Origin of the sequence: Candidatus Enterococcus ikei (genome assembly GCF_017316105.1) — a bacterium.
GTDB classification, from domain to species: domain Bacteria; phylum Bacillota; class Bacilli; order Lactobacillales; family Enterococcaceae; genus Enterococcus_L; species Enterococcus_L ikei.
This window is the reverse complement of sequence record NZ_JAFLWD010000035.1, coordinates 92,743-112,748: the sequence shown is the minus strand read 5'-3', so window position 1 is coordinate 112,748 and position 20,006 is coordinate 92,743. Positions and strand designations below refer to the sequence as shown.

Below are 20,006 nucleotides of genomic sequence, written 5' to 3'. Positions count from 1 at the left end.
GTGAAAAAAATGGGTTTTGATCCACAAAAGTACATCGAAGAACAATCAAAATATATCCTTGAAAGAGTTGATCACTATGATAAATTATATTTAGAATTTGGTGGCAAATTAATCGGGGATATGCATGCCAAACGCGTTTTGCCAGGCTTTGATGCAGACGCAAAAATTAAACTATTACAGAAATTAAAAGATCAAGCTGAGATTTTAATTTGCGTTTACGCAGGTGATATCGAGCGGAATAAAATTCGTGGCGATTATGGGATCACCTATGATATGGATATTTTACGCCAGATCGATGAATTAAGAGAGTATGGCTTAGCAGTTAATAGTGTAGTTATTACACGATATAGCGGACAGCCTTCTACAAAAATGTTCATTAACAAGTTGGAACGAAGAGATATCAAAGTCTATAAACATGCAGCGATCGAAGATTATCCATCCAATCTTGAAAAAATCGTCAGTGAAGAAGGCTTTGGTAAAAATGATTATATTCCAACAACAAAACCAATCGTAGTCGTTACAGCACCTGGTCCTGGTAGTGGGAAATTAGCCACTTGTTTGAATCAACTTTATCATGAGAGCCGTAACGGTAAGACTGCTGGTTATTCAAAATTTGAAACCTTCCCAGTTTGGAATGTTCCATTGAAACATCCTTTAAATATTGCGTATGAAGCAGCAACAGTGGATTTAAAAGATGTCAATATGATCGATTCATTCCACTTTGATAAATACCAAAAAGTAGCAGTTAACTATAATCGCGATGTGGAGACATTCCCTGTAATCAAACGAATCATTGAAAAAATCACAGGTGAAGAGTCCGTTTATCAATCACCAACGGATATGGGTGTTAATCGTGTTGGCTTTGGGATCATTGACGATGATGTGGTGAAAGAAGCCTCTAAGCAAGAAATTATTCGCCGTTGTTTTGCCACAGAATGTGACTTTAAAAAAGGTCTGATCGATGAAGAGACAGTTAATCGTATTAAGTTGATTATGGAAGAAGTCGAGCTTAAAAAAGAAGACCGCAAAGCGGTGCTTCCAGCTAGAGAGTATTCTGAACGATTAAGAGAACAAACTCAAAGTAATGATACACCTGCAGTTATTGCCTTTGAGTTGACAGATGGCAGAATTGTAACAGGTAGAACAAGTAGTTTAATGGATTCTTGTTCATCGGCTATTTTGAATTCGATTAAAACATTAGCCAATATATCTGATGAAATTTTATTACTCTCTCCAGTCATTCTTGAAACCATTCAAACGATGAAACGAAAAGATCTTCACAGTAAAATAACGGCTTTAAAAGCCAATGAAATTTTGATTGCCTTAGCGATTAGTGCCGTTACGAACCCGACAGCACAATTAGCTTATGATAAGTTATCTGAATTAAATGATGTACAAGCACATTCTACTGTGATGTTGAGTAAGAATGACGAGCAAACGTTAAGAGAGTTAGGATTGGATGTTACGAGTGATGCGGTTTATCCGTCTGAGAATTTGTATTATATTTAGGTTGGTTGTGAGAGTTAAGTATTAAATAGAAGTAACGGTATGATAATTTATATTACCCGTACTTAATAAAAAGACAAATAGTCGAGTATCCGACTACTTGTCTTTTTTTATAAGTTCGATGCTAATTTTTTCAGTAATTGTGATACTATGCGCAAAAAAAAGTTTACATTGCTTACCTATGTGCTATTATTAATTTAGGTTTATTAGGAATAAATGTGGTAATGATGGCAAAAAAACTTGTTTCCAGTTTATTCGAACTAAATTATTACTATGAAGCTAAGAGCTATGGTAGTAAATTATACACAATGGTACGATCAGTGGTGTCGTACCAGTATAGAGGAGAATCTACTTATGAACATTTAAAATGACTTTACTTTGAAAGAATTAAGAAAAAATCAAAGAGACAAATTTCTGTTTCTTGATAAGTAAAGGTGAGAAAAAAATGGAAAAGAATAGAGCGTTCAGAAAGCTTGTTATCGGTCAAATGTTTGCGAATATTGGCGATATTATTTACACAATTGCTGTCGTGAGTTCTGTTTTTACACTAACAAACTCTGCGTTAGCAGCTTCTTTAGCACCCGTTATTATGACTATTGGGACAGTATTTTCAGGATTGCTAACGCCCGTATTAATTAATTATGCTACATTGACAGATATTTTACGAAAAACTCAATTATTTAAAACATTTATATTAATAGGATTGGCTGTGTATTTAAACTTAAAAGTAAATAATGAAAATCTTTTCTTTTTATATACATTTATCTTCAGTATTTCTTTTTTAGATGGTTGCGCTGAGCCAATAAGCAGGGCACTGATACCTCATTACGCTGCAAAGACTTATTTGATCCGTGCCAATAGCATTTTTAGTACAATGCTTCAAATTGTCAGTATTGGCGGTTGGGCAGTGGGCTCTTCTTTATTGATACTCTTTTCTATGTCAGGACTAATTTGGATCAATGTCGGTATCTTTGCTATTGCTACGTTAGCTTTTTGGCATTTACCAACAGTTTCTATGACTGATAACGCTGATGGAGATAGATGGAAAGACCTGATTTCAGGATGGCAAGAAATACGCAAACAACCGATTATATTTACAATTGTGAGTATGGATATCCTTGAGAGTATTGCAAACACAGCGTGGATTTCAGCCGTTGTCTTGGTCTTCGTGAAAGATGTTTTACATGTTTCAGAGAACTGGTGGGGCTACATTAATGCCACTTATTTTCTTGGTGCTGCTCTGGGAAGTATGATTGTATTTTATTTAAATGTAATGGTGGATAAGAATAAATCTAAAGTAATAGTCATCAGTTCAGTTTTAGGTGGAGTCATTACATTACTCGTTGCTTTAGGAGGAAATCCATTTTTTATTTTAGTGTATTCAATTCTGATAGGTGTCTTTTTGCAAATTAAGAATATCCCTCAAGCGACGATCTTACAACAGAAAGTCGATAGAAATAAATTAACATCCATGTATGCTGCAACAGGTATATTAAATACTGCAACTTTTTCTTTATCGTCACTGTTGATGGGGGCTGTGGCAGATATGTTAGGCGTGAATATTGTTTTTGTCCTTTCAGGAATACTATTATTTGTGGTTGCATTTATAGCGAGAAATAAAAGGAAATTGCTAGATGAGTAGGCAATTGGTGGGAAAGAAGATGGCAGATTGGAATACTTTAATTTATGATAAAAAGAATATAGAAATGGCTCCTGAAGCAGAAGTCGTTAAATTTGTAGAACTTTTAGCAAAAGAATTTCCGAATGAGCAAGAGAAAAAAGTTTGGGATTTAGGTTGTGGTGCTGGACGTCATAGTATTGCAATCGGCAAAATGGGCTGTGAAGTTTTTATCAGCGATCATTCTGTGAAAGCAATAGAATTAACAAAAGAAAAACTAGATGATAATAAGATTCGCTATACGGATGCCTTGTCTTCCATGGAAAACTATCCGTGGCAGGAGAAAGAGTTTTTACATGGTGTTCTTAGTTGGGCTGTTCTACAGCATAATACATTAGATAAAATAGTCGAATCAATTAATTGTATACATGAGTCGCTGATTATAGGTGGCTATTTTTTAGGAACGATCAAATCCACAAAAGCAGATTTGTATGGGAAAGGGAAAGAAATTGAGAAGGATACATTTATTTTAGCGGTAGGAAAAGAAGAGGGGGTTCCTCATCATTACTTTGATGAAGAGGGGATAAAACAACTTTTTCCTGATGACCAGTGGGAAATGGTAATTCTTGCTGAGCAGGTAGTGAATTATGTATCGAAAGTAGAGGAGTTTTGGGAGTTTAATCCATTTAGATATACTACGTGGTGTGTACTTGCTAAAAAACGATAGGGTTTAGATTTTAAGTATCTGAGGAATTTTACTCAGATGTATGAAGTTTCAAGGACTGAAATGGTTAATTAAAAATGATACCAAAGATATGATTACGATTTTAGACTCTGAGACTGAGGTAGATTTAACAAATCGGCTTTCACAGATTAAGGAAAAGGAAGTTAAGGTAAAAATCCATTACGAACTTGAAAGTGTGCGCAGAGAAGAAAGTCTAGTATATGTCAAATAGGGAAGAAACAGAAGGAAATATATTTTCTGAGAAAGAAAGTAAAACAAAATACTTTGCTAGAAATTAGTTCAAATCGAAAAATCAACTGAATAAACGATATTAATTGTACCAAAAACAATCGTATGAACGTAACTTTAAGTTCATACGATTGTTTATATATTACATCTTAAAATTGTTGAGGAAATAAATTAATAGTAACGGATAAACAATACAAAGCATTGTTAGCAATAATAAAAAATATAAATACTTTTTTGAACAGATTATGGGTGAAATAATTGTTTATCAAATAGGATATTGATTGAGCAGCGTGTGCCATTTTCCAGTTTCAAGTACCTTGTACCCTGCTTCTGTGACACTTACTTCTTGTGTTTCGTAGTGGGATAGATCATTTATATGAACAGGAACAATGACAGAGGGACTAAGAATATCAACAAATTTATCAAGCATTGAAATATTCATAGTCAGAGGGCCTCCGGTCTTGTTTGCTTGTACATTTCCTAAATTTGCAATTAATATATCAATACTTTGAGGAAGAGCTTTGATAATGTCTTTATGAAATACAGTGTCAGAAGTGAAATAAATTTTTTGTACGACACTATCAATGGTAACAGTTAATAGATACCCATTGACTTTACCAACTAATTTTCTCATTAAAAATGAGTTAGCATGATACGCAGGGATAGCCTGAATTTCTACAGTGATATTATCTTTAGAAAAAACATGTTTTTCTTTCCAACCAATTTTTTTAACATTTTTATCTGCTAAAAATGTTAGTGAATCTTTATTGCTAAGAACCAAAGAGTCTTGGGATATTTTTTCTTTTCCAAGTATATCTATGTGGTCTTCATGAAAATGACTAATCAACCAAATATCAATATCCTCAAAAGTATCACTATCAAAATTTGGATTTTCCAAGCGCTCAGATTCAAAAGATTTAAATTTTAATTTGGTACCCTTCTTAAATAGAGCAGGATCAATGGCAATTTTAACCTGATTATTTATGCTCAATATGCAGGTTGCAATTCCTACATGGAATAAATCAATTTTCATATCTACTTCGCTCCATCATTTTAATTTTTGACAAATCAAATCCTACTGGGACAGTTACTGATCCCATATAATATCTCTCTTTTCCTAACTTAAACACAGGATACTTTAATCGTAATAACTTTTTATAAACCAGTTGATCTAAACTAGCAACAACCATAGTACTATTTGGATCAACACTGCTAAATAGCTGCGTTGTAAGAATCTTAACAAGTCTAAATGAAGATTTTTCTCCACTTGCTAACCTTGCAAACTCATAGATGTCAGAGTATTTATCTTGAAACAAGTCTAAGTTAATGTCAAATTCTATTTCAAATGGTAATTGTTGAATTCTTTTGACAAGTCGTCCAGTACAACAAATATCTTTTTCTATATTGTAAATACAACAGATTGTTGACTGCTTACTGAGTTCTTCATCTTGAGTTCGTAATTCATTTGTTAAGGTTTCGATATCTTCATCAAATTGATAATGATGTTGAGTAAAATAAATGTTTGCTACGAAGTCAGAAATTTGAGGTAAATATTTTCTTTTATATAATTTTAGTGTGTAATTATTTGGTAGAAGTATTTCTTTAGTTGTAGTCATTTTTTCCTCCATAGCTAGTCTAACTCAATCAATTTTGAAGCTGAATAAATATATCGTACACCTGAAAATTCAAATATATCGCCATCATTTGCATGAGAATCATCCTTTAGAATATTCAGTATCTCAGTTACTGTCTTGGAAGTCATACCCTGGGCACCATTTCTAATTGCTGTAGCTGAAATAGTGTCTTTTCGCACTATTGTATACGGTGTTAAGAATGTTTCATCATAAATAGTTCTCACCAACATTCCACCGTAATCACTACCATGAAGACCATAAATTCTTTTGCCTTTATGTTTATCTTTAATGTGCTTAATAATTCCATGAAAACCTTTATCAATATATAGATCAGGCATAGCTAAAACTTCAACTTTATTTTCTAGATTTGCATCTGAGACAGCACTTCGCAACATAGCAATTCTATTTTCTGCTTCAAAGAAAATATTTCCAGTTGGAAAGTAATCAATATGAAAATCAGCTTTTTCAGTTTTTTCATAAATTCTCATACCATCTTTCATTTTAGCTATTCTAATAATCCCTTCATCCAATAATGCTTGGTGAAGCTTTGGAACGATAGTTGGATGTACATAAACCTTCTCTAAGTTTCTCGCTTGAATAAATTGTTCTATAATTTTCATATGTGAAACATGAGCAGGATTGAACGTTCCAAAGAAAACACCAACTCCAGATTTTTTTGAAAAAATACCTTTTAAATCTGTAACCAAACTGTATACTGCACCAATTATTCCTAAGAGAATACCTGTAACCACAAAAAATAGTTGAACTGGAATATATCCTAATGACGCAATGGCACTAATACAGACATTAAAACTCAAGGCAAGTGTAATATTCAAATAGCGATCACCAATATTTTTATTTGCTAATGCTAACATTACATACTGTAATCCTTGAGAAGCAAATGAAGTTAGTGCAATAGCACCATACAATCCTCCAACAAATTGTAGGTTAGCAGTATCTACAATACCGCCAATAATAACCATGGTCAAAGCAAAGTAATTAAATGCATATTGCCATAGAAAGCGAATGACTTTACCTAAAAACATACTTCCAGTTCGTAACACTGCAAATCGTTCTAATTTCTCACTTATTTTAGTAAAAAATGGTAGGAAAATTGCAACGAATAATGAAACAAATATTAAATATGTATTTTGCCAATTACCTGTTGGCAAAGCATATGAAACATACATTACTACTCCCATTATAAATGCTAACCTTGTATAAAAACTTTTTAAATAACCCAACATAACCCAAATTCTCTCCTTTAATCTACTAATAAATTTTTTACATTTACATTTTTTATTTTTCGTGAGGAAACATAACTAAATAAGAAGCTAACAAATACGAAAAACGATACTACAAAAACTAAATTTCCAATTGAAAATTTTAGATCTAAACTAGTTAAACCTGCCATTGAAAGAAGCGTAGAAAACATTTTGTTTCCGCCAAGCAAGGCTGAAATGATTCCAAATGTTGTTCCAAATGTTGTCGCCATAACAAATCTGGTAGCAAATTGACAACGTAATTGAGCCGATGTATAGCCCAATGATTTCATGATCCCCAATTCTAATGATTCCCTATTAATTGAAATTGTGCTCAAGAGGAGAATGATCACGGACGAAATAGAGAAACTTAAAATCAATACAACCAGTGTCATTAATAACAAACCCGTTTGTATTGTTTCAATCAAGTTTTTATTACTTTTTAAACCATCTGTTATATTAATATTGTCCTTATTTGTAGAAAATTGTTTAATTGTTTTTGATATATCTGAATCATTTTCTAAATCAACGACATATTGAACAGAAGAATAATTTTTATTTAGCTTAGAATACCCCGTATCTAGCATATGAATATTAAGTCCAACGTTGTTAACGCTTTGATATATTCCAACTATTTTGAAATTCTCTGAATTTTCTTTTTTAGTTGATACCTTTAAAGTATCATTAACATTCTTATTAAATTGTTCGCTCACGTTACTTGTAATAAGAATCTCATTTTCAGCTTTAGGATAACGCCCCGCACTTAAATCAACTTTGTTTTTAAGATCACCATATACAAGAGCAACCATTGATTGTTTTTCTACTTTTAAACTTGTCTGAAAAAAAGAACTGTAGGAATTGACTGGATATTTTTCATCAATTTGTTTAACTAATTGTCTTATTGTTTCCTCTTTATCCTCTGTAGTTTCAGCAATCTGTAATACTACATCATTTTTGGGCATGCCAAGAAGTTTGAATACTTCATTCTCTTTTTCAAAAGCTTTGGATAATGTTAGAACACTTAGTAATAAAAAGCTAAAGAAAAATGCAACGAGCATTAGTGATGTATATTGTTTAAACCTTGTAGATAATTGTTTGATAGAAATGCTAATAGATAGCGGTAAAATACTTAGACGATCTAAAGAGATACTCTTCTTTCCTTTATCTCCATCTGAAAGTTGACCCATTCTAAGTGCTTTAACAGGAGTAATATTTTTTAATTTTCTTAAGCTAAATAGTATGATGAGTGAATTTAATAAAATAAAGACAGCTAGTAATACAATCATTTGTCCCCATGGAACGGAATTATCTCCGATAATACCATTTGAATTTAAAAATACACTCGTTAATCTTGGGATGGCTTGTGTAGATACTAGTAGTCCCAAAATTCCTCCCAAAAGTATTAATACGTGAAATTGGATCATAAATTGATACTTTATTTTTCTATTGGTAAAGCCTAATGCTTTCATAACACCGATTTGAGTATAGTCAGATTCTAATGAAGTTAAGATTGCGTATCTTAAAACGAAAAAACTAACAAAAACAATAAAGGCTGTTGCAAGTAAAAGAACTAAAGAGAGAACTGTTGGAATCATCACATAGGCTTTTTTAGTAAATGTTTTATCATAGATAAAATCTGCTATTTCTGTTCCTTCAAAATTTTCCATTTTATTCGTAACATAAGCTGTGAAGTCTTCGTCAAGTGGTGGTTTATTGAAATTCACTTGGATGAAGAAGTTTTTTATAATGTTCTCACTTGTATCCATTTTTGAAATCTGATCATAAGTTCCATCATTAATAAGAACTTGATTATATCTCATTATTGGTGAGCCAAACACCGTGTCTTCAAAGAAGCCTACAATTTTTAATTGAATAATTTGGGAATTGAGCTTAACATCAATAGTGTCATTCTTTTTAAGAGAGAGGGAATCCTTTAAATAGATAGGGACATAGGTCTCATTGACGTTTAATGTACCATTCCCGCCATCCTCTACTCGAAAAGTGTTAATTCCTTGTGAACGAAGTAGAACGTTTGTATCCCCATTTTTTTCATCTTCTAATAATCCAGAGTATGTTTCGATTGTTTCAATGTTTTTAATATTGTCCATTTTTTTTAGTTCACTTGTATAACTCTTCCGATAATTATTTTGGGAAAAGCTAAAAAGTAAGTCTGGCGATTTGGAAGCTTCATAAGAAGTGTCATAAGTTTTGCCATTCTCAGACAAAGAACCTAGTGTTGTCAATAAAAAAATAATAGCAATGGCTGATAACGCTACTATCGAAAATGCAAAGGCTTTTCTTTTGAATAGATTTTTTCTAAGTAGTAGCAAAAATGTACGCATACTCTTACCACCCCATTCCTTGTAACCAATTCAATACATTTTTTTCACGCTCTACAATATCTATATTTTCAGCAGCGTATTTATCTAATGCTAATTCTCCTTCAATTTCTCCATCATTAAGATAAATAATTCTGTTTGCTCTTAATGATGCTTTTAGATCATGTGTGACCATAAGAATAGTCTGATTGTCATTATTGTTATAGTGAGAAAGAGTGTCTAATATATTTTTACCTGATTTTGAATTTAAAGCACCTGTAGGCTCGTCTGCAAATAATATCTTTGGACTATTAATAAGTGCTCTAGCGATAGCAACTCGCTGTTGTTGACCACCTGAAATCTCAGACGGAAGCCTTTTTGCAAATGAATCTAGCCCTACTTGCGCTAGCAGACTCATTGCATGGGAGTGAACCTTTTTTTTCGAATCATTTTTTAAATAACCAGAGATAATAATATTTTCAAAGAGAGAAAGGGTACTAATGAGATTCATTTGTTGAAATACAAATCCCATCTCTGTTCTCCGAATTTTTGAAATCTCAACCTCTTTCATGTTATCCACTCTTTGATTTTGATACTTCACTTCTCCAGATGAAATACTGTCCATAGCACTTAGACAATATAATAAAGTTGATTTGCCTGAACCCGAACTTCCCATTATTACGGTAAAATCACCTTCATAAATTTTCAAATCAATATTTTTTAATACTTTTACGGTATTTGAACCATTGTTATACTCCTTACAAAGTTGCTCTGCTGTAATGATTTTTTGCAAATCCATTCCTCATTTCTTTTAAATTTTAGTTGCCAAGTCACCTAATTCAAGGTACTTTTATAATAGTAGAGGTATTTATTTCCTTTAGTTGGTATTTTTCACTATAGTGTAAAAAAAATCTGAAAAGGGGTTATTTATGGAGAATGGAAATATAATTCGGTATATTAGAAAATCAAGAAATCTTTCCTTAGCAGACTTATCAGATGATACGATATCTGTTTCATTTATATCTAAGTTTGAAAGAGGTAACTCGGATATATCTTCTCAAAAGTTGTATGATTTATTAAATAAGTTAAGTGTGAGTTATCAAGAATTTCTTAGCATGAAAGATAAATCGGAAGATAATTGTCAACGTCAATTTTTAAAGGAATTGAAAAGTGCTGTCCGTGGTGCTAGTGTCATTGAATTGGATACACTCATCAAATCAGAAGAAAAAAAGTATAAGACCAATTACATTACTCGACATGCACATAATATAAGTATTTGTAAGTTACACATAGAAAGAATAGAACAAAAAGAGTATTCTAGAAAAATCGTTGACTCTCTCTGGAATTACTTAATCAATATTGATGTGTGGTTTGATTATGATGTGTCACTTTTTAACAATGTATTTTTTTGCTTCAGTGTAGAGCAAGTAAGCTTATTGGTGAAAGGTGCGCAAAAAAGACTTGAAACAGAACTACATATATTTAGAAATACCAATGAATTGTTACTCTTGCTGCTCAATCTTATTATCTTTTTTATAGAAAATGAAGGGTACAAGCAAGCAAAAAAATTTATTGTTAAAGTAGAAAGTTTATTGGACAAACCAGAGCAAATTTATGAGAAAAATAAATTGAATTTTTTGAAAGGAATTCTTCTAATCGCAGAAGGAGAAAGAAGTGCAGGAATTGAAAAAGCAAATCAAGTATTGAAAGTATTAAAAGTTCTTGAATTACAAGATATTCATGAAAGCCATCAAAAATATCTTGAACGATTTTTGAAAAAGACTATATAGAAAAAAGTCGATTTTGTATATTTTATACTATAGTAAAACTCATGCGCTTCACATGAAATTATGAGATAGAATTTTTATTTAAGTTGAGGAGGAATTACGATGTTTTATATATGGGAAATTTTCAGTATAAACAATAGTGTTAGATAAATTGAATAATTTTTTTAATAGTGAAAGCTCTGCTAAGAAAAAATCTTGGCAGGGCTTTTTGAACGATTAAAGATTAAAATAAAAGCTAAGTAGTTGCCTGTTCAATTACTTAGCTTTATATATCGCTCATCAGTATCAGTTCGGCTAATACTGATGAACTTTAAAATCCCATTTTGCAGCTAGGATTTTAAATCAAAATGTTTTTCAATTTCTCTTTGCTTTTAAGTTTTTGTGTTTCTTGAGCTAATGTTTTTAGTATTCGCTCATGCTCATAAAAGAGGTTATCAGGAATAGAATGATTATGGATGTTGTTTCTTAGTGAACTGAATGTTTTGTGCCAGTTCTTTAATTGTTGGATTGAATGATTTAGTTTGTGTAGGTCTTGATAGGTGATCATTTTTACTGGGTGAGCCATGTTGAACCTCCTAATGATATTTTTTAACCTTATAAGGTTAATTTGTCACAAGAATTATCAGGTGTCAACCTTGTACGGTTAATTTGTTGTATGGAAATATTATATACTTCAGTTAACTGTACAAGGTTAACGGAGGATATTATGACATATTCAGAAATTATTGTTTTTAGACTTAAGAAATTATGTGAACAAAAAGGAATTTCAATAAACAAGCTTGCAACGTTATCAGGAATGACTCAATCTACGCTAGATAACATTATGAAGGGGAATACTAAAAATCCTAAACTAAAGACTTTACATAAATTAGCAATGGGATTAGATATGACGGTTTCTGAACTGTTAGATTTTCCAGAAATGAATGAAACGCTTTTTGATGATGAGTAATACTAAGTATAACCTTGTAACGTTAATATTGTATATTTTCATTCGCTATACTTGAGTTAACTATACAAGGTTAATGGAGGAAACTATGACTTATTCTGATGTAATTAGATTGCGGCTTAAAAATTTATGTGCTGAAAAAAATATATCAATCAATAAACTTGCAACTTTATCAGGTATAACGCAGTCTACTGTGGATAATATTATGAAAGGGAAGACGAAAAACCCTAAGTTGAAAACGTTACATAAATTAGCTGCAGGACTTGATATGACAGTTTCTGAATTGTTGGATTTTCCAGAGATGAATAATACTATATTTGAGGATGAATAAATATTTTGAAAGAAGTTACGATTTTTGATAAATAATTAGAAATTAAGGAGATGAAAAAGTGTTAACAGATGTTTTTGTAAAACCATATCTTGAAAAATTTAGAGACTATGTTGAGAAAAGTATCGTAGAGAAGTTAGAAAGTCAAAAGATTGATGATGTAAATTTTTTAGAAACACAAATGGAATTATATTTAGAAAAAAGCAAGTTTAATTACTACATGAAATCTCTTTTATATAGAGAAAGTGGCCGATATATTAATGACGTTTATGTAGACATCCCATTAAAATCTAGTAAAGAAGAAGTTAATTCTAAAAGTTTAATAAAACTCATAAGTGATGGATATTCTAAAGAGATTATTTCTGCAAATCATATATTAGTTTATGGAATTGGTGGAAGTGGAAAAAGTATACTAATGAAAAAATTATTTTTAGATTTTATAGTAAATTGTGATAGTGATCACTTCTTTATACCTATTTTAATAAGATTGAAATCACTTAAAATCAATGATGAGAGTTTTCTTCAAAAATATATTTTGACCTATTTTTCTGAAATGAATGTTAAGTTTGAGGCTGATTTAGTAGAATTGTTTTTGGACAGAGGAAATATTATACTTCAATTTGATGGGTTAGATGAATTGAAGTTTAACGAGAAAAATAAGTTTATGAGAGAATTAGAAAATTTTATCAAAAAATATCAAAAAACCTCCATAATAATGAGTACCAGACCTGAAAGTGTCTCTAATACTCTTCCAGATTTTAAACAATATAGAATGCAGAGAATGAGCAAAAAGCAAGTGAAGGAATATATAGAAAAATTACCATTTGCTACAAATAGAGAAGAACTTCTTGAAAAAATATTAGAACCAAATTACTTTAAAAAACATGAAGAATTAGTAGGACATCCGTTAGTTTTAGCAATACTAATATTGACATTTGATTATAACGGGGAATTACCGATAAATTCTGCAAATTTTTATTCTAAGGTTTATCAAACGATGTTAGTTACACACGACAAGGAAAAAGAAGAAGGCTTTGACAGAGGGATAGCAACTAATTTATCCCATGCAAAATTAGAACGTTTTTTTGAGATATTTTGTTTTAAAACTTATATAGATGAACAATATTCGTTTGATTTAAGTGAAATAAATTATTATATTGATGATGCGATAACTAAATTTCTTGTTGAACAAGAAGGAGAATTTGATGATTTAACACGAGAAAATATTCAAAGAGATTTGACACATTTATTATGCTTTCTTATTGAAGAAGGAACACACTATGACTTTATTCATAGGACATTTCAGGAGTTTTATGCAGCTAAATTCATCCTAAGTTTAGATGATGATATGCAGAAGAATTTCTTCAGTGTAGATAATAATATAATTTTTATAGTAAGAGGAGGAGTCTTGCACTATTTAAGAATGTTGAATGAGAAAAAATATTTATATACTGCGATTTCTCCCATAATAGAAGACCTAGTAGTAATATATGATAGTTATACTGAAAAGGTAGACTTCATTAGAGATAATATAGATGTTATCGATTTAGGTAAACATAGTATTCAACAATACTATGTTATCTATGAAGCAGCCAAGTATTCTACTGCCAGAGAAGAGGTATTAGATATTAATAAAGAAGTTATTGATTTTTCTAGTGTAGAGGATATTTCTGAAACTAGAAATCAATATGCTAATAACGAATTTAATATTTTTGAAATTTCTGAATCGGAGTTTGATAAATTTAAAGAAATATTTATTAAAATTGTAGATTGTGAAATAGAGTATTTACGGAAATGGCTTTCTGATTATTATTCACAACGTAAAGATACATCTATATATGAGCATATTTTTGAATGGTAGATGAAAATGCTTACTGAGAAGATTAGCTAAATTGAAAGCAAAGATTAGAAATTCTGTAAAATAAGTGTATATATATGGATAAGGTAATATTGATTACTATAATCAATTTCTAGATGTTGCTAAAGACATTAGTATACAAACTGGTAGATTTAGAGTATAGGCATATATAAGTAATTATACAATTCAAGATGGAGCTGTTGACTATAGTTTCTGGTTCTAGTTTAATAATAGAAAGTAAGATGCCTCCCACTCCGTTAAATGCAGATTTAACTACTCTCAATGAAAAGAGCTAACCACATTTAAAGGCTAGCTCTTTAATATTGCTCCCGATTTTAATTCCATTTAAAATGCCCAAGGTTGATAACTATTGATGCTGTTTGACATAAATAAAAGCTAAAAACAGAGTTATTACAAAGTATTGAAAATTCTTGTTTTTCTATAGGTTACTCCCACTCAACAGTAGCAAGTGACTTACTCGTAATATCATAAACAATCCGATTCACATGATCCACTTCATTTACAATCCTCACAGAAATCTTCTGCAACACATCCTAAGGAGTTCTCGTAAAGTCCGCTGTTGAAGTCACTACATGAATTTTCACAGTAAAATCATACGTACGGCCATCACCCATCACACCCACACTAAGGACGCCATAGAACCTAAAAGGTTACTATAACTGATTTTCCTTTGATCTAAGAGATAAAAATAGTACCCTTTGAAATCTCAAAAGATACTCCTTAAGTATTTATGAAAACCTGGGTATGTGAACCTGTTGCAAGTAACCAATCCATATCATAATATTTTTTCTTTAAAGCTTTATAGTTTCGTTCAAATATGGGAGCTGATCTAATCTTCGCATATTGTATTCTTGGTTGGCTGATACAAAAAACGCATCCTAAAAATAAGATATAAGTTATTTTTGTATTAATAGATTTCGTCATGTTACCAATAGTTATCTTTTACCATGTCTTGGTATTGCGATTGGTTAAACGATTATTATTTCACCAATTGACATACTGAAACCGCTTTAATATAAAAAATAATACTTTCTAAAAGATATATTTATATTTTAAAAAGTTGTTGTAATTAATCTTAGAGTTGTGTTAAAATTTCATTAGGAGGGGTATAAATTATAAGGAGTGGTTTTTTTGAAAAATTTGAAAAAAAAGATTGTCTTATTGTTTGGAGTGACATTATTTTTGGGTGGGGTTGGTGCAATAAAATCTGAAGCAACAATTGCTTATCCTCATCCTACCTACGCTGATGAATGGAACTACGGTCGAAGTGGTAACCATGGCTGGTCGTATTATTATTTAAAAGCTAATGTTAGATTAGGTTCATCATCTGCTGTTAAAAATATCTATGGAACTGTTAAAGCTAGTGATGCTAAAAATTATGGTCAGGCTAGATCAGATGCCACAAAATCTTGGAACGATATACGCTTAGATGCGTTTTATGGCTGGTATTCTTTTTAAAGATTTGTTTAAATTTTGTTTAAAGTAAAAAACTTTTTTTGATACCCCTCCTTTAATAATAAAAAAGAATGGATATATATACTATGAAAATAAGAACCCTTATGTTATTTGTTGTTACGATTATTTTTGGTTTTATCGGTATTTCTCAAGTTCTAGAAATATCAGATGATATACAATTTCCAGCAAGATATGGGATTAAATTATCAAAAGTTGATTCTTCTAACTCTAATGTAAATTCTAATAAAGTTTATGAATTATTATCGAAAACTAGCAAAGAAAACAACCAAAAAATATTTAGAAGTTATATTAACAAGCAAGGAGATGAAATAGATTTTTCTTTTTCTAAAGAAAAACCAACCAGCATTCAATATTCTAATGACATTCGTGAATTAAAAGACAGTTCTTTTCAAGCTATGTATTATAGTGATAAACCACTTACAAATGAACTGATAGATAGGCTTAAAACAATGGGGATTAAAACCACATCGCTTGAATTACAGTGGTACATCGCAGGTGTTGTTTTTTGGACGAGTGGAATTCGTGCAGTTGGTTTATGGTGTTTAGTTTTTTCTATGTTACTGGCTTATTTTTCAATTCTAAATCTTTATAAAAAAGAAAATTATGTGGTTAGATTTTTAGGCACTATTCGAAAGTACCATGTGCGGCAATACTTAATTGATATGTGTGTTCTTTTATCAGCCTCTATCTGTTTGTATTTTACCTATTTTTTTCTTTTTAAAAATCCATTTTCTTCCATTGGATCATTGGCCTATCTTTCTATATTAATAAGTAATCTAGTGTTATTTACCTTACTAATTGGTGTGGTTCGATACATTTATAGTTTACTGATTCGATATGGGAACATATTAACAGCATTAAAAGGGAAAAATAATCCATTCTTATTAAATACTATTTACTTTATAGGAATTATAGGGACTTTATTAATTATGCCAATTATTTTAAATCAAATCACTCAAAATCAAACTATTTTAAAACAGCAAGTAGATAATTTGAATCCATGGTCACAATTAGATGCTTATCGCTTAGTTTCTGTAAATATGCCTAGTTTTATGGATGAAAATAATACGAATAATCAAATAGATGTTAGTGGAGATTTAGAATTTGGGAAACAATTCATGAGCTATTTTAATCATGATGAATACATTTTTACTCAAAAATCAGGTGTTTATGTACCTGAATTACTACCAGAGGAGACAAAGATAGAGTTAGAACAGCAGTATGCTAAGGATAACATTGATCCTAAAATAATGGAAAATGTGATTTATATGAATAAAAATACTTATTATTTAAGCAATAAAATTTTTAAAAATAAGTATCAAGAAATAGCAACAACTGTTCCAGCAACAATACTAGTACCAGCTAAATATGAAAAACAATTAGAGTCTGTGATAAATGCTACTTACATGGAATTTTTCCAATATTCAAGCATAAAAAGAGAATCTTTCGAAAAAATAGTTGTTCCTAATGGTGAGAAAACATTTTTGTTTGATTATAACGGAGCTGATCTTTATGGCTTTGATGACAGTAGAGTCCAAACGGCTACTGATGAAATCGTAGTTGTTTTAAATATGGATTCAGTTTTGAGTACGGATTCCGCTGTAACAACGTATTCTAATCTGATGAAAGGATTGTTTTTAGTTGATGGTATTTCTAAATTGTCCAGAAATCCAGAGATTACTCAAAATATAAATGAAATTATTAATCCATATAGCTCGATTAAATTGAAAATTAATCGACTTGAAACACGTATTAAATCGGCTATTTTTTCATTATTTTCTTTAATGATCATTCAAATTTATGTCGTAAATCAATTCTTCTTGAATATAGCTAGGCAAAAAATTCGTACCATTAGTATTAAAAGAATTTTAGGTTTGAATTTGAATGGATTAATTTTGAAAGCATTTATATGGTATTTAGTTATAATTGGAATAGCTTTGACTAGCTCATTTATCCTTACAATAAATCAGCAAGTTAAAGGATGGTTCTTACTAATTAACATCTTAGAAATTGTATTAACATTATTTCTAGTAAAATATATTATTCGAAAGAATGCTATGAATGTTTTGAAAGGAGATTTTGAACTTTGAGTATTAGAGTAGAGAATTTATCTAAATCTTATAAATCAAAAAGTGTTTTTAATGATATCTCGTTGGAATTTGAATCTAACAAAACATACGCCTTGATAGGAGCATCTGGTTCTGGTAAAACCACTCTTTTGAATGCTATTGCTCGCATAGAAAAGCCGACTAGTGGGAAAATCTTGCTAAACGGAACAGATATCTTTCAAATAAATGAACAAAAATTTTTTAAAAATACTTTAGGGTATGTTTTTCAAAATTATGCTTTAATTGATGAAAAAAGTGTTGCTTACAATTTGTCTTTAATTAATAAAAACAAAGAAGAGCAAGAAAAAGTATTGGTTGCTGTTGACTTAGACCGTAATCTTTTAAAGGCGAAAATTTATGAACTTTCAGGTGGACAAGCACAAAGAGTGTCTTTAGCTAGAATGCTATTAAAAAAGCCATCTATTATACTAGCAGATGAACCGACTGGCGCTTTAGACCAAGAAACAGGGAATGAAATTATCTCCTTACTACTGAATTTGGCCAATGCAGATACGTATGTTATTATCGCTACTCATGATCCTAATGTCTACAATAAAGTTGACGAAGTGATTGATTTAAAAGATTATAGTGAGGAGTGAGAAGATATGAAAAAAAAATTAATAGGAGTAGCAGTCTTTTTATTTTTTATCATTAGCATTCTAGCAGTTATGTATTTTATTCGTTCTACAGATCCTGCAGAAAAAATATATAAAAATTTAAATAACCCTGCTAAAGAACAAATACTATCTAACGCTAATAAAGAGAGCAAAAATATGACGATTGATCATTCTGGAATATATGAAATTATCACAGAAGGGGATGAAGAATCAAAAATAGCTATAGAAGATCCTGTTATTCCACCTATCAACTCTAAATTTACAGGTATTTATATTGAAAAAAATCAATCGTTTGAAATACCAAGTGGGGTTACCGTTAAATTTGTCCCTGTTTCATTTGATAATCTAGGAAAAAATGAAAACTTTAGTTTAAATGCTTTGGGGAAGTATTTTATTGGTGCTGAGATATATCCTGGAGAGTACTATGTAACGCTAATGAATAAGGCGGATCATAGTACTGACAATGAGATGAAAGTGCAATTGATTGTTTCTAATAAAAAAAAGCATAGACAGGTTATATTAAATGAAAATAATACACGAGAAACTCTCGAATTAAAACACGGAGAATTTCTAACAATAAAATCTTCATATTTAGATATTACGTTAAATTTCGAAAAAATAGAATAAAAAGCGTTATTTGACTTTATAGCTCTCATAATCCTGATTAACTAAAGTAGCTATTGTATCGATGGATGCAATGGCTGCTTTGTAAGTTTGATATAGCTACTGTTCCATTAACTACTAACATTGGAATAAACATTTTGATTATCTCCGTTAGAGAGATTACTATCAATATTTCTTCGTAATGAATTTTGATTACTAGTATATAAATACTCGTTCGATAATATTTTCATCTTCAATAAAAAATGACAATTCCTTAGAAAATTTTTCTTTTTCTAGATCATCTATTTTAAATACAGAATCATGATTAAACATTTTATAAAACACGTCAACTGAACCCATAATACATAAGTTTACCCATATTCAGTACCATAATTTTTGTTTGTAGCCCAGTTTTCAGTTTCTTCAAAATAATGTAATATTTGTATAACTGTACTTTTACTTGTCTTTTTTCATAGTCTAAACCTGAAGTTAATTCATCCAGAATGTACATTTTTTTGGTTGTGAAAGAATTAAACCTACTCCAAATTTATCCAAGAAAAAAAGTTTGGAATTACTTTATTTTGATTGTAATCAAAAATAACTCCAGCCAAAAGACCAATAATTGCTATTAAAAAAATTGTATTTACGACTTTATATTTTCTCATAAAAATCCTTCTGTTTCTTAATCATACTACATTTTTACGAAAATAAATCGTATTAAAAATAAGCTACTAAACAAATACAGTGAGGAATGGTTGACTTAGAGCTTTGAAAGACTACAAATGTTTTCTCATTTGTTTAAAGAGTATTTTCCACATAACTGTAATTAAAACGGAAGTATAAAAAATAACTTGAAAAAAATACAAAATCAATCATATGGTATATATTATAAGAGGGGGATGATAGAATGTTTGATTATAAATGCTTACTTACAAAAATGATTAAATATTT

Annotated in this window: 18 protein-coding genes and 1 pseudogene; 11 read left to right on the top strand and 8 right to left on the bottom strand. The window is 30.4% G+C overall.

What is annotated here, in order from left to right; genetic code table 11:
• The 3 genes from JZO69_RS13880 (at window position 1) to JZO69_RS13870 (ending at window position 3,851) form a co-directional block, all read left to right on the top strand.
• Window positions 1–1,509 carry a DUF1846 domain-containing protein gene (locus JZO69_RS13880; protein WP_207113436.1) on the top strand — a complete coding sequence of 503 codons (1,509 nt, stop codon included), beginning with the start codon at window positions 1–3 and terminating at the stop codon, window positions 1,507–1,509.
• Between the two features lie 442 nt (window positions 1,510–1,951).
• A complete protein-coding gene (locus JZO69_RS13875) occupies window positions 1,952–3,148 on the top strand; it encodes an MFS transporter (RefSeq protein ID WP_207113435.1) in 1,197 nt (398 codons plus the stop codon).
• A gap of 19 nt (window positions 3,149–3,167) precedes the next feature.
• On the top strand, window positions 3,168–3,851 hold the full coding sequence (locus tag JZO69_RS13870) for a class I SAM-dependent methyltransferase (RefSeq protein ID WP_207113434.1): 684 nt from the start codon (window positions 3,168–3,170) through the stop codon (window positions 3,849–3,851).
• A 511-nt stretch (window positions 3,852–4,362) separates the two neighbouring features.
• Here the strand turns inward: JZO69_RS13870 and JZO69_RS13865 are convergent.
• From JZO69_RS13865 to JZO69_RS13845, 5 genes are read right to left on the bottom strand one after another with little or no spacing between them, the layout of a single operon-like run.
• Entirely contained in the window at window positions 4,363–5,130 is a 768-nt protein-coding gene (locus tag JZO69_RS13865) for an MBL fold metallo-hydrolase (protein WP_207113433.1), read from the bottom strand.
• Window positions 5,120–5,713 carry a hypothetical protein gene (locus JZO69_RS13860; protein WP_207113432.1) on the bottom strand — a complete coding sequence of 198 codons (594 nt, stop codon included), beginning with the start codon at window positions 5,711–5,713 and terminating at the stop codon, window positions 5,120–5,122. The genes JZO69_RS13865 and JZO69_RS13860 overlap by 11 nt, the downstream gene beginning before the upstream one ends.
• Window positions 5,714–5,727: 14 nt before the next feature.
• Entirely contained in the window at window positions 5,728–6,978 is a 1,251-nt protein-coding gene (locus tag JZO69_RS13855; RefSeq protein ID WP_207113431.1) for a substrate-binding protein, read from the bottom strand.
• 17 nt (window positions 6,979–6,995) lie between these two features.
• Window positions 6,996–9,335, bottom strand: a complete 2,340-nt coding sequence (locus JZO69_RS13850) for an ABC transporter permease (RefSeq protein ID WP_207113430.1) — start codon at window positions 9,333–9,335, stop codon at window positions 6,996–6,998.
• 4 nt (window positions 9,336–9,339) lie between these two features.
• On the bottom strand, window positions 9,340–10,110 hold the full coding sequence (locus tag JZO69_RS13845; RefSeq protein WP_242586840.1) for an ABC transporter ATP-binding protein: 771 nt from the start codon (window positions 10,108–10,110) through the stop codon (window positions 9,340–9,342).
• Window positions 10,111–10,240: 130 nt separating this feature from the next.
• On the opposite strand from JZO69_RS13845, the gene JZO69_RS13840 reads away from it, so the two are divergent.
• The gene (locus JZO69_RS13840) at window positions 10,241–11,101 is read left to right on the top strand and encodes a helix-turn-helix domain-containing protein (RefSeq protein WP_207113428.1); all 861 of its coding nucleotides are present in this window, start codon (window positions 10,241–10,243) and stop codon (window positions 11,099–11,101) included.
• Between the two features lie 334 nt (window positions 11,102–11,435).
• Here JZO69_RS13840 and JZO69_RS13835 read toward each other — a convergent pair whose 3' ends face one another.
• The gene (locus tag JZO69_RS13835; protein ID WP_207113427.1) at window positions 11,436–11,663 is read right to left on the bottom strand and encodes a hypothetical protein; all 228 of its coding nucleotides are present in this window, start codon (window positions 11,661–11,663) and stop codon (window positions 11,436–11,438) included.
• Between the two features lie 141 nt (window positions 11,664–11,804).
• Between JZO69_RS13835 and JZO69_RS13830 the strand changes: the two genes are divergently transcribed.
• The 3 genes from JZO69_RS13830 (at window position 11,805) to JZO69_RS13820 (ending at window position 14,233) form a co-directional block, all read left to right on the top strand.
• A complete protein-coding gene (locus JZO69_RS13830) occupies window positions 11,805–12,047 on the top strand; it encodes a helix-turn-helix domain-containing protein (protein WP_086282410.1) in 243 nt (80 codons plus the stop codon).
• A gap of 85 nt (window positions 12,048–12,132) precedes the next feature.
• On the top strand, window positions 12,133–12,375 hold the full coding sequence (locus JZO69_RS13825; protein WP_206835359.1) for a helix-turn-helix domain-containing protein: 243 nt from the start codon (window positions 12,133–12,135) through the stop codon (window positions 12,373–12,375).
• Between the two features lie 58 nt (window positions 12,376–12,433).
• Entirely contained in the window at window positions 12,434–14,233 is a 1,800-nt protein-coding gene (locus tag JZO69_RS13820) for an NACHT domain-containing protein (protein WP_207113426.1), read from the top strand.
• 443 nt (window positions 14,234–14,676) lie between these two features.
• Here the strand turns inward: JZO69_RS13820 and JZO69_RS13815 are convergent.
• A pseudogene (locus JZO69_RS13815) lies at window positions 14,677–14,886 on the bottom strand (GMP synthase (glutamine-hydrolyzing)); the annotation flags it as partial.
• A gap of 496 nt (window positions 14,887–15,382) precedes the next feature.
• Here JZO69_RS13815 and JZO69_RS13810 point away from each other — a divergent pair.
• The 4 genes from JZO69_RS13810 to JZO69_RS13795 all read left to right on the top strand — a co-directional run bounded on the left by JZO69_RS13810 (window position 15,383) and on the right by JZO69_RS13795 (window position 19,079).
• The gene (locus JZO69_RS13810; protein ID WP_207113425.1) at window positions 15,383–15,709 is read left to right on the top strand and encodes a bacteriocin, lactococcin 972 family protein; all 327 of its coding nucleotides are present in this window, start codon (window positions 15,383–15,385) and stop codon (window positions 15,707–15,709) included.
• An 83-nt stretch (window positions 15,710–15,792) separates the two neighbouring features.
• Window positions 15,793–17,817: a hypothetical protein gene (locus tag JZO69_RS13805; RefSeq protein ID WP_207113424.1), complete on the top strand. Its 2,025-nt coding sequence runs from the start codon at window positions 15,793–15,795 to the stop codon at window positions 17,815–17,817.
• Window positions 17,814–18,434: an ATP-binding cassette domain-containing protein gene (locus JZO69_RS13800; RefSeq protein ID WP_207113423.1), complete on the top strand. Its 621-nt coding sequence runs from the start codon at window positions 17,814–17,816 to the stop codon at window positions 18,432–18,434. Before JZO69_RS13805 ends, JZO69_RS13800 begins: the two co-directional genes overlap by 4 nt.
• A gap of 6 nt (window positions 18,435–18,440) precedes the next feature.
• A complete protein-coding gene (locus tag JZO69_RS13795) occupies window positions 18,441–19,079 on the top strand; it encodes a hypothetical protein (protein WP_207113422.1) in 639 nt (212 codons plus the stop codon).
• Between the two features lie 512 nt (window positions 19,080–19,591).
• Here the strand turns inward: JZO69_RS13795 and JZO69_RS16780 are convergent.
• The gene (locus tag JZO69_RS16780) at window positions 19,592–19,720 is read right to left on the bottom strand and encodes a hypothetical protein (protein ID WP_277989637.1); all 129 of its coding nucleotides are present in this window, start codon (window positions 19,718–19,720) and stop codon (window positions 19,592–19,594) included.
• Window positions 19,721–20,006 lie beyond the last annotated feature (286 nt).

Coding starts and splice junctions, on each gene's coding strand:
- JZO69_RS13865 (WP_207113433.1), bottom strand. CDS start 5,130: ATGAAAATTGATTTATTCCATGTAGGAATTGCAACCTGCATATTGAGC.
- JZO69_RS13845 (WP_242586840.1), bottom strand. CDS start 10,110: ATGGATTTGCAAAAAATCATTACAGCAGAGCAACTTTGTAAGGAGTAT.
- JZO69_RS13860 (WP_207113432.1), bottom strand. CDS start 5,713: ATGACTACAACTAAAGAAATACTTCTACCAAATAATTACACACTAAAA.
- JZO69_RS13795 (WP_207113422.1), top strand. CDS start 18,441: ATGAAAAAAAAATTAATAGGAGTAGCAGTCTTTTTATTTTTTATCATT.
- JZO69_RS13870 (WP_207113434.1), top strand. CDS start 3,168: ATGGCAGATTGGAATACTTTAATTTATGATAAAAAGAATATAGAAATG.
- JZO69_RS16780 (WP_277989637.1), bottom strand. CDS start 19,720: ATGAGAAAATATAAAGTCGTAAATACAATTTTTTTAATAGCAATTATT.
- JZO69_RS13835 (WP_207113427.1), bottom strand. CDS start 11,663: ATGGCTCACCCAGTAAAAATGATCACCTATCAAGACCTACACAAACTA.
- JZO69_RS13875 (WP_207113435.1), top strand. CDS start 1,952: ATGGAAAAGAATAGAGCGTTCAGAAAGCTTGTTATCGGTCAAATGTTT.
- JZO69_RS13830 (WP_086282410.1), top strand. CDS start 11,805: ATGACATATTCAGAAATTATTGTTTTTAGACTTAAGAAATTATGTGAA.
- JZO69_RS13805 (WP_207113424.1), top strand. CDS start 15,793: ATGAAAATAAGAACCCTTATGTTATTTGTTGTTACGATTATTTTTGGT.
- JZO69_RS13850 (WP_207113430.1), bottom strand. CDS start 9,335: ATGCGTACATTTTTGCTACTACTTAGAAAAAATCTATTCAAAAGAAAA.
- JZO69_RS13825 (WP_206835359.1), top strand. CDS start 12,133: ATGACTTATTCTGATGTAATTAGATTGCGGCTTAAAAATTTATGTGCT.
- JZO69_RS13855 (WP_207113431.1), bottom strand. CDS start 6,978: ATGTTGGGTTATTTAAAAAGTTTTTATACAAGGTTAGCATTTATAATG.
- JZO69_RS13840 (WP_207113428.1), top strand. CDS start 10,241: ATGGAGAATGGAAATATAATTCGGTATATTAGAAAATCAAGAAATCTT.